General features: G+C 42.6%; 15 protein-coding genes and 1 tRNA gene. 9 read left to right on the plus strand and 7 right to left on the minus strand.

What is annotated here, in order from left to right:
• Positions 1 to 6 precede the first annotated feature (6 nt).
• The 3 genes from ACJJIK_RS09655 to ACJJIK_RS09665 all read left to right on the plus strand — a co-directional run bounded on the left by ACJJIK_RS09655 (position 7) and on the right by ACJJIK_RS09665 (position 2,410).
• Positions 7 to 93 (plus strand) — tRNA-Leu (locus ACJJIK_RS09655).
• Positions 94 to 615: 522 nt separating this feature from the next.
• Positions 616 to 1,245: a hypothetical protein gene (locus tag ACJJIK_RS09660; protein WP_444944899.1), complete on the plus strand. Its 630-nt coding sequence runs from the start codon at positions 616 to 618 to the stop codon at positions 1,243 to 1,245.
• 226 nt (positions 1,246 to 1,471) lie between these two features.
• A complete protein-coding gene (locus tag ACJJIK_RS09665; protein WP_444944900.1) occupies positions 1,472 to 2,410 on the plus strand; it encodes an AbiTii domain-containing protein in 939 nt (312 codons plus the stop codon).
• A gap of 96 nt (positions 2,411 to 2,506) precedes the next feature.
• On the opposite strand, the gene ACJJIK_RS09670 is transcribed toward ACJJIK_RS09665, so the two are convergent.
• From ACJJIK_RS09670 to ACJJIK_RS09690, 5 genes are all read right to left on the minus strand, one after another.
• Positions 2,507 to 2,752 (minus strand): hypothetical protein, encoded by a 246-nt coding sequence (locus ACJJIK_RS09670; protein WP_444944901.1) that lies wholly within the window; start codon positions 2,750 to 2,752, stop codon positions 2,507 to 2,509.
• A gap of 30 nt (positions 2,753 to 2,782) precedes the next feature.
• Positions 2,783 to 3,274 (minus strand): hypothetical protein, encoded by a 492-nt coding sequence (locus tag ACJJIK_RS09675; RefSeq protein ID WP_444944902.1) that lies wholly within the window; start codon positions 3,272 to 3,274, stop codon positions 2,783 to 2,785.
• Between the two features lie 482 nt (positions 3,275 to 3,756).
• Positions 3,757 to 4,218, minus strand: coding sequence for a hypothetical protein (locus ACJJIK_RS09680; protein WP_444944903.1), 462 nt, complete (start codon positions 4,216 to 4,218; stop codon positions 3,757 to 3,759).
• 388 nt (positions 4,219 to 4,606) lie between these two features.
• Positions 4,607 to 4,978, minus strand: coding sequence for a hypothetical protein (locus ACJJIK_RS09685; RefSeq protein WP_444932015.1), 372 nt, complete (start codon positions 4,976 to 4,978; stop codon positions 4,607 to 4,609).
• Positions 4,978 to 5,673 (minus strand): hypothetical protein, encoded by a 696-nt coding sequence (locus tag ACJJIK_RS09690; RefSeq protein ID WP_444944904.1) that lies wholly within the window; start codon positions 5,671 to 5,673, stop codon positions 4,978 to 4,980. Before ACJJIK_RS09690 ends, ACJJIK_RS09685 begins: the two co-directional genes overlap by 1 nt.
• A gap of 431 nt (positions 5,674 to 6,104) precedes the next feature.
• On the opposite strand from ACJJIK_RS09690, the gene ACJJIK_RS09695 reads away from it, so the two are divergent.
• Complete coding sequence (locus tag ACJJIK_RS09695; protein WP_444944905.1) at positions 6,105 to 6,422, plus strand: hypothetical protein; 318 nt, start codon at positions 6,105 to 6,107, stop codon at positions 6,420 to 6,422.
• A gap of 29 nt (positions 6,423 to 6,451) precedes the next feature.
• Positions 6,452 to 6,883 (plus strand): GFA family protein, encoded by a 432-nt coding sequence (locus ACJJIK_RS09700; protein ID WP_444944906.1) that lies wholly within the window; start codon positions 6,452 to 6,454, stop codon positions 6,881 to 6,883.
• A 359-nt stretch (positions 6,884 to 7,242) separates the two neighbouring features.
• On the opposite strand, the gene ACJJIK_RS09705 is transcribed toward ACJJIK_RS09700, so the two are convergent.
• A complete protein-coding gene (locus ACJJIK_RS09705) occupies positions 7,243 to 8,181 on the minus strand; it encodes a hypothetical protein (protein ID WP_444944907.1) in 939 nt (312 codons plus the stop codon).
• A 562-nt stretch (positions 8,182 to 8,743) separates the two neighbouring features.
• Between ACJJIK_RS09705 and ACJJIK_RS09710 the strand changes: the two genes are divergently transcribed.
• Positions 8,744 to 8,935: a YhfG family protein gene (locus ACJJIK_RS09710; RefSeq protein WP_444945053.1), complete on the plus strand. Its 192-nt coding sequence runs from the start codon at positions 8,744 to 8,746 to the stop codon at positions 8,933 to 8,935.
• Between the two features lie 125 nt (positions 8,936 to 9,060).
• Here ACJJIK_RS09710 and ACJJIK_RS09715 read toward each other — a convergent pair whose 3' ends face one another.
• On the minus strand, positions 9,061 to 9,741 hold the full coding sequence (locus ACJJIK_RS09715) for a DUF7822 domain-containing protein (RefSeq protein WP_444932020.1): 681 nt from the start codon (positions 9,739 to 9,741) through the stop codon (positions 9,061 to 9,063).
• Positions 9,742 to 10,275: 534 nt separating this feature from the next.
• Here ACJJIK_RS09715 and ACJJIK_RS09720 point away from each other — a divergent pair.
• From ACJJIK_RS09720 to ACJJIK_RS09730, 3 genes are all read left to right on the plus strand, one after another.
• On the plus strand, positions 10,276 to 11,652 hold the full coding sequence (locus tag ACJJIK_RS09720; protein ID WP_444944908.1) for an amidohydrolase family protein: 1,377 nt from the start codon (positions 10,276 to 10,278) through the stop codon (positions 11,650 to 11,652).
• 435 nt (positions 11,653 to 12,087) lie between these two features.
• Entirely contained in the window at positions 12,088 to 12,834 is a 747-nt protein-coding gene (locus tag ACJJIK_RS09725) for a sensor histidine kinase (protein ID WP_444944909.1), read from the plus strand.
• Complete coding sequence (locus tag ACJJIK_RS09730) at positions 12,831 to 13,568, plus strand: LytR/AlgR family response regulator transcription factor (protein WP_444944910.1); 738 nt, start codon at positions 12,831 to 12,833, stop codon at positions 13,566 to 13,568. The genes ACJJIK_RS09725 and ACJJIK_RS09730 overlap by 4 nt, the downstream gene beginning before the upstream one ends.
• Positions 13,569 to 13,640: the final 72 nt, after the last annotated feature.

Consider the following 13,640-nt stretch of genomic DNA (forward strand, 5'->3'; position numbering starts at 1 on the left):
GAAAGTGCCAGAGTGGTGAAATTGGTAGACACAGGGGATTCAAAATCCCCCGCCCTTAAAAGCGTGCCGGTTCGAGTCCGGCCTCTGGTACCATCTCTCAAACCCGCGATAGCGTAGGCTTTCGCGGGTTTTTTGTTTCTGCGCGAGCCACTTTGTAAAAGACTTATTTGTTGGTTTTGGCGCCAAAGTGTCAACAAGGTGTCAACGCAAAATCGCGTTGACACTTTGCACCCACCTAGCCTTCCGGCCGTGCAACATCCTTTCACCTCTCTTCGCAACTCTTCAAAGTGTGAAATCCAATTCTTACCCAAACCCCGCACCAGCTCAGGCCAGGGCCGCTAGTCTCATTTCATCAACCAAAACAGCGCCCAAAATCGGCAGGCGTGGGGAGGAGTGACCTGCGCCCTTTTTTGTTGCACAATTATTGATCAAGGGCGATCAGAGGGAGTTGGTTATGCGAATTTTTAAGGGGGTTTTAAAGCCCGATGCTTGTTTGGCCGCTTTTGCGGGCTACCAAGACGCAATGAAGGAAAATGAAAACCACTCTACCTCCTCATTGTCGTAGGCGACTCACCATCTCACCAATAATAAAACTGTATGGAGGTACAGAAAAATATGGCTGATCAGATAAAAAGCACAGACCTGAGCGAAATAATCAACTCTAGAATAAATGAAATATTGGAATCCAAATTGGGGCTAGAGAGCCCCTCCATTTACGAAGTGCCCCAAAAAGTTCTTCTAGAAGATTCCGAGGTTCTCTTTAGACAGTTAGAAATTGTACATGATGAAATAATTAGCGGATCTATTCATAGTGACACCATCGCTGACGACTACGGGCAAGGAACAAGTACCAAAGGTAAAACCACATTCTTTCGCGTAGATAACCAAATAAAATCAGCGGTTTTTATAATGTCAAATATCAGTGATGATAAAAAAACTACAGTTCTGCGATACGTTGCACTACTCCACGAATTAGGCCATGTATCAGATATGGAAAATGGCAAAAATATCCGATTCAATGGACATGACATAAATATGATTAAAGCTGAAGGCTATGCTGAGGTTTTTGCATTAAAATATCTTGATAAAAAAAAGAATGATATCGTAGATAAATTTGTGAAAGGAAGATATGCACAAGCATTGTTAGATCGCAAAAACAAAAATGAAATGTACGCATCCATCCACAAAGAAATATTAGTTTACTTTCGTGAGTCAAGATTAAGAAACTGGGCGAATAGCTTTTAAAATTCCACCTCAAAAAAAAGAAAAGTAGCAAATCTAGTAAACAGACAACAATACAGGTTTACCTACAGCTCGCTCTCCCATTAAAAACCCAAAGTAGCCAAACCACCCACCGATAAAAATACCGAAGGTGCTGACTTCTGGGCCAAAAATAACTTACAGAAGAGAAAAAACTGAAATATCAAAAACACTTTGCAGGATAAAATTTCAACCATAAGAAGGAAGTCACGTGGTAGATCAAAGCCGTTCAGAACACATTCTAAATTTAGCAAAAGAATTACTCGACGACATCGAGCTTAGCAGAACTAGTGCAGAAAACTTGATTCTTAAAGCGTCAAGGCTCTCTCGCTGGGTAGGCTCAGAAGAGGTTAAATATTGGCTAAAAATGGAAATGGGAGGCTACAACGATACAAATGAAATCTCTCTCAAGTACATGAACTTAACTGGTCGTTGGGTTGATGCGGCTAATAAAAAAGGATTTTGGGGACCACTAGCAGAACAAGAAGCAGCTATCGAAGCTGAAAAAGCAAAGCTTCAAATGTTACGCATCCCAAACACATCTGGAAATATGGCATTTGTCGCCACCAGACAGGTGACAAATTCCATATCAGAATCATCAAGATTAATATCTAGATTGAATGGCATAAGGAGCAGAGTGCTTGCAAAACTACATGAGTTTGTAAGTGAAATATATTACGAAAAAGAATTTGATAGCCTTTCAGAATCTATATTTGAAATGTACAAAAATGATGTGGATTCGTTAATAGGTACAGCATGTGGCGATGTGCTTGAACAGATTCCATCTGTAATGAACCGACTCGCCGAAGGTGACTCAGAAGCGACTAGTCAAGCCTTAACAACCTGCCGTAGAGTAATAGAATCATTTGCAGATGCTATATATCCACCAACCGATGATACATTTGAAATAGACGGCAATGAAATATCTCTAAAAGCGAATAAATATCAAAACAGAATCAATGTGTTTATTCATGAAAAAACTGATAGCTCATCAAGAAGAAAAAGATTTAGGCAAAACTTGAACAATCTGTATGGCCGGGTCTCAACCGGTGTCCATAGTGACGTGACCACTGAGGAAGCAAGAGCATTATTTTTAAATACTTACCTAATAATTGGTGAAATACTTCACCTATCTCAGCAAGATAATTAACAAGCAGACAAATCTCTGCCGCCACTTGTATCGACTTCAATTAACCTTTGAAAACGAAAGTCGTAACGGTGGCGGCCAAGAATTAAGCGATGACTATTAGTCTAGGCATCGCTCCACCAAAACCCCACCCCTCCCAATCGAGTATTCAGTAAACTTGCCTGTCACAATATCCAGAATTTGCAGCCAGGAATAAAACAGCGCTTTTTCAGATTTAGCAATCTTCTCTGCCAGTTCTTTTGCCGCCTCTTGAGTTGGCGCAGAGTCTCTAAAGCTCTTAGCTCCGCCATTCATCAAGTGAACCCGCTCCGCGAAAATGGCGTACCTGTTTACTCTATTATTCATAACTTCTCTCCTTTTAAGTGTATAACCAGCTTAAGCCCGAATCGAGCTAAGCTGAGATTTCAAAGTATCCGCGCTGCTCTTGTGCCCACTAATTGCCGCCTCTTGGGTTGGCTTTTGCCCACTCCCTGGGTGCGAGTGAGTCGCCAGGGTGGCGGCCAGTGCAGACACTACGCCTATTAAATCCTCTAGCACTTTCAGCACATTTAAAGATTCACTACCTAACCAAACCTTGCCACCATCTTTTACTTTGATGGTTTGGCGAACCTTGGCCACTGATTCGCGAATATTTCCGATCTGTTCTTTTAAGTCGCGTCCCGCTGAAATATCAATATCACTAGCGGTTGTAATATTTAGATTATCCAGCGCTGATAAGTTCAGACTGCCAGCAGATAAGAAACGTAAAGCTCCAAGTGCTTCAATAATTTTTACGCCAGCAATTTCCTCTATCGAATGCTCTTTAACTTGTCGGTACTCGTTGTCACAGCTGCTTTGCAATTCCGCAGCCTGAATAATCCTACGCAATGAACTTTCCAGAATATCCCCGTGGGTCTCCCGGCTCCACTCTGCCTGTGCGTCCACTCTCTGCCGTACTAAGTCGCTTTGCTGCCATGCTAAATCCTCACGATCGAGCGCAGGAACTCCACCCCCCCCGCGACAAGACCGTTCTAATAAATGGCTGATCTGACTGGCCATAGGCAACGATTCTGGACACCCACAAAAGTGGTAGCTTCAAGTACCACCCATATTGCCCCCATACAAAGGTCTCTAACTATCTCTTTTTCAAAAAATTAAGAAAAATGCACCAGTGTAAACCAGTTAAAACGGCCGAAACAAGCAATCCTAGACACCCACATTTTGGAGCATGGTGCTATTAGTGGAGCCCCCCTCCGACCGCTCTTTCTCCTTGATTTAGAGGTAAAGGAGACAAAATACTGAAGGTTTGTATTCAGGTTTTGGAAACCGCTATTTTTGGAGAAAAGAGGAGTCGTCGTACTATCGAGTATTTACGATGAGAGTAGATTAGCAGAACGTGACTGAGAGGAAGCCTCGGCAGCGCCTATGCCATTCACCCAACGTTCACCGAGCTGGATACAAGCTTGCTGTACCGTCTCCACTGATCCCACCAAGCCATTGAAGCGACTTTCAAAATTCCTGTTGAGATAAAACCAGTACCTGGGTGAGGTACCGAGCGGTTCCAGGATAGGAGGCATGCTATCGGTAATACAACCTCGTTTTCTGAGGGCTAAATACCGACTGCTCCAGCCCACCAACTCCAGATAGTGGTCCAGCCGAAAAACTAGCCCTTTCGGCATATTCAAACGCTCACCGCCGACAAATGGAAGTAGATTTTTGGACTGCTTACTTGAGACCGCCGCACGAATGTACTGTTGAACCGAAGTGTAATTAGACTCTTCAGGTATTTTTACGATACTGGTACATATCGGCTTGAGGTCGACATAGGCCATGCAGGCAGTGAGGGCTCTTTTCTTCAGTAAAGCCTGGGACTTAAAACGGCCTTCCTAAAAGCGATCTGTACAGCTGTCTTTCGCATTGACCTAGCGAGCTGGCAGACTCATTTAAACAGCACAAAAACCTCTTAGAACTTGTACATACGACCCTCAATCCATTCATGATTATGGAGTACTGCATCAAGAGATATCTCTGTGCTTCGGGGTACAGTCGTCGATCGAACACACATCAACCCGTACAAAAATCCAGCGCCCTATAGGTTTTCACTCTTTTATCAATTATGCTGTCGGTTTATATTTTTATTTAATATCCATCTAGAATTCTACTCGATTGTTTTCAAAAGGAGCGATAGGGAATTCTGAATATAACTAGGCAACCATAATTTTACTTACTTATGGATTCACAAGCCTCTTCAAGCTCTTGAGATATCACCTTGAATCTTATTCCGCCTGGATTGATTTTAAATATATTGTAATTAAATACATATGGCCTACCTCTCAAGCAAGATTTTTGATCTTTTAAGACGATATCATTAATCATCTTCTCGATATCGATATCGCTTGCTATTGGTATTATCGTCTTCCCCAAAAGATCTGGACTGCTGCTTTTTACAACTGTCATGTGGTAACAACTCTCACAGGCCAGCTTTTCATAGCGTGCACTTACGACAGCCTCTTTAGATTTGAGCTGATGCGCAAGAAGCAAAGCTCCTAAAGAAAAAGCCATACAACCCAGTGCGATCCATTTAGCCTTCATTACTTTATCAACCCTTGGATTTCTGAGTGTAAGATTAGCCCTTTTTGAGTGGTTTTTCTTAATAATTTTCCATTATAGTAAACGGACCTTTCTCCATGACGGTAGTCTTGCCCCTTTATAGTTGTGTTGTCTCCATTGATGTTTGGATTTGATTTTTTTGTATGGCCTATTACGTAAGACTTTTTTTTGTTTGCTATATATATCTGCTCAGAGAATTCCTCTACGAGAGTATTCCCAGGCATAAAGCCTTTAGCAGTGTTGCAACCATGAATCTGAATTCTGGCTTCATTGCAGAATACATTGAAGTTTATATCAGATACATATCGACTATCTGCTGAAAAGTTATAGATACCATCTTCCAAGGAGGAGTAGTGAAACCTAAGTCCTTGCTTTGCTGCCCAACCAGTCACTAGTCCGCAATTTTCGTTTTCATTAACTGAAAAATTTAGAGAATAAGGTGTTCCATGGCTAAAAATATCAAGAGAGAGGATAGAGTTGGGGCGCATGCATTTATTTTTTTTTACCATGTCGGCGCCGGTAGTTATTTTTATTGAGCGCTTTTCACCATCAGTGTAATCATTAGCAACATTTTTTGCCGCAAAATAAAAGGCACTATTATGCGCTATTCCTATATCTCTAGTTGAGCCATTCGAATTTTTCTCTCTTGTTCCCCCATGAAATAAAAAGCGAATCATCCCTTTCCCCTCTCGCTTCATATTTGTTTGGCTTGCTTTGAGCTATACTATTATTTTATTACAGCATGCGTCAAATAGCTTATATTCCTGTTTTTATTATGCGGTAAAAAGTAGGAATATTTCCATCTAACTTGCACGATGGTATGAAATATCAGAGTTCAGCCCTCACAAATAAAAGGTAATCCTGGAAGCGATAATCCCTGACACTCACAAAAATAGTAGCTTTAAGCGCCACCCATATTGACACCACATAAAATACCGGATCAAATACTGTGTAAATAGGGCGCAACCAATACCTCTTCCACGCAGTGCTCAACGCCACGCCCTGTTATTACTGTGTCTCCCGCTGCGTAAAAAGAGCATTTCTGTGTGGCAGGGATACAGAGCCTAGTAAAAACTATAAGCATCGTCACGGGTGGATTGAATCTAGGATGCATGATCTGGCTTCAGTCTTCACTATTGATATCGCTGCCTATGCAGTAATGAGCAACCATTACCATGCTGTACTTTATATCGACAAAGAAAAAGCACTGAACTGGCCTGATACCCAGGTCATATCCGCTGGCAGAAAATATTCAAAGCCTCCAGCTTGGCCCTACGCCATCTTCAGGGGGGATGCTCTCGATCACGGCACTCAAAGAAACCATCAACCTATGGCGAAATCGCTTGATGGATCCCAGCTGGTTTATGCGCTGCTTAAACGAGTCTATTGCCCGTCAAGCCCTTGCCGCCAAACAACCCCCATTTAAGTAAGCTTTTGCATCTACAGGTTCAATATATGAATAGCAAGAATTCAGTTACTTCCGGTGGCTGCCTGTGTGGGGCAGTGCGATATGAGGTTAAAGGGCCACTACGCAACGTAGTTAACTGTCATTGTAGTATGTGTCAAAAGCTACATGGAAGTTTCGGCCCTCATACAAAGGCCCGCAAGGTCAATATTAAGATAACAAAAGATGACGGACTGGCGTGGTATAAAACATCAGAGGTAGCCCGCAGAGGCTTCTGCCAGCAATGTGGCTCAAGCCTATTCTGGGAACCATTTAATCTCGATGCAACTGGAATTATTGCAGGATCACTAGATGGCCCAACCGGGTTGAAGACTATGGGGCATATTTTCACCGGCGAAAAAGCTGATTTTTACGAAATTGATGACAAATATCCTCAATTCAAGGAGTCATCAAATGGGCAGCTAGTCAATGACTACAAATAGAGCGTAACCAATGCCTCTTCCATGCAGGCTCAAATCTCACTGGTTATTTAATTCGCATACCTAGATGAACACCCATAAATATACACACTGGCTTTCTCTCGACCGGCATCGGCAGCTACGGTCATCAACTAGTGTAGTGTATTAAATAGATTGCTGATGGCGGAGCAGGGATACTCTCAAATTTGGAAAGATACCTCTGACCAAGCCTAGCTTTAATAATTCACTATGTAAGAGATCACGCTTGATCTAGCGACTACCATTTTCAATGTGGTACATTGTCAATTCCAATTATACGCACTGATATGCTCTTACATATCAGTGCCAAACCTAATCTACAGACACCCAAACCCACTAGTTATTTAATTGGCATACCTAGTGACTACCTGAGATTCTAGTTGCAGTGGTCTTCTGATATAACTTAAGTTACACCCTCCCCCACCAAAAACAATTAGTAGAATTCCAGCACCAAGTATTGGTAGATGGCCTATCAATTCATGAATACCGAGAATAGATGCAGTCAAAACGAAGAAGCTTAATGCTGTAATGGTTACCAACCGTGTTGACCAGCCCAATAAGATAACCAATCCAAAGCAGAACTCAGCCATTCCAGCAGAAAAAACGAACGTCAAATCTGAGAAAGAATGCCATCCCAGGTAAGACATAAAATTCCAATGGTAGTGCTGTAGAAACTCAAGGCCTAAATGGGGGTTGAGCCATTTATTGTGAATTGCCAGAGTCATTAACTGAAGGCCTAGTCCGCAACGTAAGGCAAACAGTCCAAGATCCGGTTTTTTATACCAAATAAACGCCAGTGCAAGCCCTAAAAATTCAAAACTATAATCAATCCAGATTGAGAGCGGATAACTAGCCGCGATCAAGAGCATGAGCGATAAGATTAGATACCCAGAACTTCTTAGGCTAATACCTAAAGTTAGTGCAATACCAATTGCTAATTGAAACTTATTGACAAAGCTTTGCGCGGGAGAGAACTCCAGATTGGGCGCTAACAATACATCCGAAAAATAATTAAAAATAAAGGTTAGCCCGATCAATGCGGATGTTAAGTGCCAAACTTTGCGACGGCCAATGTCGGACCAGAGGTAGGGAATTTTATCAGATACTTTGCGAACCGCTACAGACTCAAGTGATTGTAAAGATCTATTCACCATACAATATAAAAAGCCACCGAAAAGCACGAGTGCATAAATCCAACTCCACTCAAACTCAACTGTCTTGCTATCATTTTGTACAAACCAGCGCACATGAGACCATGCCGGAGGAGAAACCCAGTACCCCATAAGAGCTATCACCAACAAAAAACCGTAAGACTTCCTCCGTGCAAACATAATTATCACCTCATTAAATAGCGCTTTTACCCATTCTGGATATCCACAAAAATAGCAACCTCAAGTGTCACCTTCATCAAGTGCAGAACAAAATTATTAATAAAAACAAAATAGTAGTTTATTGTTCCTATTATTCCCTAAAAATTTCCATATTTTCCCCTTGATAAACACGGCCCTAGAAATCCGTCAATTCTCAACCATATCGCCAGCCAGCCCCAACTTATAACACCTATTTGAGCATTTTATTTTGGGCTATCTCCGGTCAACTATGAAATGTCCGTACTAACCGCGCTTGTTCAGTTGGACAGACCTACCCGTCCCAAGTTCACCGAGGAAACAGGCATCTCAGCCCAACAAGGCAACACTGTCCTCAATCACCAAAAATCCCCCTTCTACTATTTATTGGCACGGTACTAAGAAAACCAGTCACTACCAGATCGAATCATGGGGCGCCTTTGAAAGTGGCAAATCGATTAAACGCAAAGCCTATGCCTTAAACCTTCACACCTATAAAATGAAGAAAGCACTTGAATTCGAGCCCGTGCGACTTAAAAAATCTTATGCCGATAAGATAAGACTGCACAATTATCATCACAGTCTTAAGCTGAAGGGCTTTGTCATATCAGCTACTCCGCTATCAAGGCACAGCCCTAAAGAGCGCGCTGAACATCGCACAGCCTTAAGAAAGAGGTATATAAAACGATGAGCAATCACGACTATATTGCCCTTTATGTCGCCAAAGAAGCTGCATGGCTAGATGCCGAGGCCATCTCTCTAACAAACCTTTAAACTGACCCAAAGCTAGCACAAGGAGACCCGAGACCGCCCTACTCAATGATCAGGAGCCACCTCAAATTCCTTTTTATTCTCCAATTCATAAAAAAGAACATCACTCCAATATAAACCTATGGGTGGCTCACTGCTAATATCGTCAAATTTCTCATTGAACTGGAGCCCATAAAATGCGCTCAGAACGGACTCCGAGTTGTTTTCCGCTGCATTTTTGACAATATCCGCTGATATTTTCGGGTCTTCAGGCAGTGCATCAATAGCAGCCCCCGCTGCACGGCAAGCGCTGATTTCGCTTTCAACATAGCCACGCAAAACTACTTCCTCATTGCCATCCATGCAGTCTAGTTCGATAGTCTCAAGTAGCAGGTAGTGATTCTTATGATCTTCAAGGAACTCTAGTGTTTTATTTAGCATTGAATCCTGTAGATTAGAAATCTCCTTCCCGATAACCCGCAGAACTTCAATAAATTTTTTTAAGCGCGCAAACCCTGCCTCAAAGTCACTGCTGATCGCATAAAGCCTAGTTTTACTATCGGGCGAATCATCCTCAAAGCCATCTGAGACGAGCGATGTACACAGTTTTGGATTTCCGGACATTAACACGCGATAAGTGAAGGGGACGCTATATGGCCACTCGGATAAACCCGAGATCGTATCAGGGCGATCTGAATAGGATTTTGGCTGATGATTAAGACTGTAAAGATAAGCGCGGTTTGCCATGCTTGAGGTTCCCTATAGCGAGCAAATTTATAGGCATCATGCCCTTTCCATCTGAATGAGCTATTAGATGGCAGCTACTTGGGCAGAGCAAGTCTAGAAGCGACCATTCTGGACATCTGTCAGAACCGTTGATAAAGCGCCCTCTCCTCCTCGCAGCGCTCAAATGCCACTGTAGCTACCAGGGTGTCCGAAAAGTGCCTGTATGGTAGAGATATGGGGTCACTATGGGCATCGTCTCAAGTGAGCGCAAAACCCGACTGGCAATTTGCCCGGGGTATCATCGCTTATACCGCAACAAGCAACTACTGCTCTATCGTCCTTTATATCGATAAAGAGACCGCGTTGAACTGCCTCCCACGGCCAGGGTTCACCCTGCCAAACCGGGAGCAGCCACTGCAACTCACCTCAATAGCACACCACTCACAAGCTTAAACTGTTCGTTCAGCTACGAATATGTCGATTGATCCTTTTTTGCAACACCAAGATTGCTGTCGCTATAAGCTAGATCAAAACTCAATAGGAAATGAAACCCACATGAAAGCTACAGCTATTGCCTCTAGTTTACTATTAGCCTCAAGTACTAGCTTCGCTCTTGAAACAAAAGAGAGTGACTACGATTTGAGAATCGACAATGTACAAATATTGACCAGTAATGCGGAAGGTTTCAGTGAGAAAAGCCGTATATACATTCAGGATGACCGCATAGCCAAAATCACTCCAATGACCAACACAGCCCTATCTGCCGAGACTAGCCACGATGCCCAGGGTGCTTATGCGATACCGGGCTTAATCGATTTACATGTGCATCTGAGTGCATCTGGGTCAACTTATAAGAATTATCAGCACTTACCGCTAGAAACCAATTTAAACAATCATCTCTATTATGGTGTTACCGCTGTTACAGACCTTCTGATGTCCAGCGAGATAATGCAGTCTATACGCCAGCTGGACGATTCTGCTCCACTAGTGTTTGCATCCGGTCCCGCCTTCACCAATCCTAAAGGTCACGGTACCCAGTTCGGGGTGAAGGTTCATGAGATTGATAGTGTCGAGCAGATCAGCGCGAGCTGGGATGCACATTTAAGTTATCGACCAAAGTTAACCAAAGCCATCATAGAGACATTTGATGGCACTGTCGTCCCGCTTTCAGATGATGTACTCGAAGAGATCGGCAAACGCTCCCAAAGCGCCAACCTGCCGTTTTTTGTTCATGTCTCCACCCTGGAGGATGGAAAGCGAGCAATCAGGGCCGGTGCCACCGCTTTAGCCCACGGTATTAATTTTGAGCCGGTGGACAATGAGTTTATAGAGCTTATGCAACAAAACAAGGTTACCTATATACCCACTCTGTCGGTATATCATAATCAGGGGGACGAACATGAGCATCAATCTATCAGTCAATTAGACTTGGCACCTATACACCCCAAAATGCAGGCCTGCCTATTTAACGAAGTCCAAGCACCAACGACCATTAGAGAACTAGCGTGGCAGAAAAAGTCCGTAGCATATAATAATGTTATAAAGCTTGCTAAAGCCGGTATTAAAATTGGCGCAGGCTCTGACTCTGGCAACCCCTATTCACCACACGGACTGGGTTTAATCAGTGAAATTTTAGCCCTGCGCAAAGCTGGTCTATCCAGTCAACAAGTTTTACTCTCTACGACACAGGTTGCAGCTCAAACTCTAAATGCAGGTGAGGATATAGGGTCAATTTCCCAGGGAAAACGCGCTAACTTTATCCTGCTAAATGAAAACCCGATTAAGAACATACAAGCAATTACAAACCCAGAAAAAATTTATCTTGCAGGTGCAGCTATAGAAAGAAAACAGCTTATCGAGAGGAGTCATGCCACTCCCCCTATCGGTTCTAGCTGTGAATCTTCAGCGGAGAAGCAAGGTCACAACATATAAAAGAACTTTATAGCATCAGCTCTCATTTAAGTTATGACTTGTGAGTGCTGATGTTCAACTTTGGGTTAGAAATATACACGCAAGCTGGGTTGAATTAGAACTATCTTATCTTTTGTATTCCCCATATAATTTACCAATCTAAAATAAACTGTGATGACTATTGCTCATCAATATTTTATGTCAATACTACAAGATCTTAAACATCCTTTCTTTGCAAAATCATTTGTCGTCGTTCTGTTACTGGATATAGCTTGCGTATTTGTATTTTTTGAATCGGGAGATATAAGCTCGGTTAGCAGTGCTCTCACTGGTGCGCCGATATGGTTTGTCTTCTTTTATTGGCTGCCGACCTGGTCCACAGCCCTCATTGTATTGCGCCTTAGGCGTAGGGGCTATCATTCATTGTTAATAGAGTGGATGATCCTGGTAGTCCATATGACTATTGGAAACCAGTGCGTCAGCTGGTTTATAGAGTTCGCATTCAGTGTTGAAGGCGGCTTGAATATGGGGCTTGGTATTATCTTTAATGGGCTGATGTGGGCTACCTGTTTATACTGCTCTTACGCCATGCTGGAATACCGCCATAAAGCCTCTGAGCAAAAGCTCGCCATGCAGAAAGCCAAATTACAAAAATTGCGCTACCAGCTTAATCCACATTTTATGTTCAATAGCCTCAATACTATCTCCTCCTATATTCATAGCGACCCACACCTTGCGGATGAAATTTTACACAAGCTGGCGGACATATTGAGATATTCTCTCGACACTGGCGAACTAGAAAAAACTACAATTAAAGAAGAAATTGAACTGATCAACAAATATTTAGAAATAGAAAAAACCCGTTTTGGCGATCATTTAACAGTAGATATTGTGGCAGACCCAAGAGCCTGCGATATTTCTATTCCGCCCCTGCTATTACAGCCAATCTTTGAGAACTGCTTCAAGCACTGCCGCAAGATAGAAAACTTACATATCCAATGCCGTATCTATTTGGAGAATGACAAGGTAATTATTGAAGTTGTAGATAATGGACATGGATTTCAGGAAAGCGTTCTTAATTTAAGCCACTCACAGGGAACTGGAATTCATAATTTACGCCAGCGTATTGAGCTACAGCCAAATGGTAAACTTACTCTGAGTAATCAATGCGGCGCCCACGTTAAAGTTGAGATATCTGTATGAATTTAAGGGTAATTATTGCCGAAGATGAAGCACCGGCAAGAAATAAGTTAAAAGTTCAGCTGGCAACTATTAGCTCTGTTGAGTTGGTAGCAGAAGCAAAATCTGGTCTAGAAGCGTTGAGTCTGATTGAGGAGCATCAACCACAGCTACTGCTGATGGACATTGAAATGCCGCATCTTAGTGGGTTGGATGTACTAGACGCTCTAACCTACCAACCCTATATTATTTTTACAACTGCATATTCCAAATTTGCTATTGATGCTTTTAACCACGATACCATCGATTACTTACTCAAACCTTTCCCGTTACAACGTTTAAAAGCTGCCATTGAAAAAGCTCAGAAGCGAATTGAACTTCTCCATAACAGCACCCAGGTTAAGGGTGATTCAACCGAATTGAAGCGCCTCGTAAGTAAGTGCGATGATCGCATGACCTTTATTGATCTGAGTGATATTTCGTATATTAAGTCTGAACAGGGCTCAATTATTGCTCACACCAGCAAAGGCATCAAACCTCTACAAATGGGCCTGGATCAACTGGAACAAAAGCTCAACCCAGATCAATTTCTGCGCCTACACCGCAGCTACCTAATTAATCTGGATAGAGTCTTGGAGGTTCAGCGTTATTTAAATGGAAAGTTGGCAGTGATTATTGATGATGAGCATAAAACCACTTTAATATCTAGCCGCTCCGGGGCCGATAGATTAAAAATACTATTTGAGCATGGTAGCTAGGGGCTTAAACGCGACACCAGACCCAAAATAAAACTTTAAGGCATCCAAAAATCTCAATACACTTGAAAAGGA

It is taken from the genome of Microbulbifer regidiadema (SeqCode) (genome assembly GCF_052466995.1).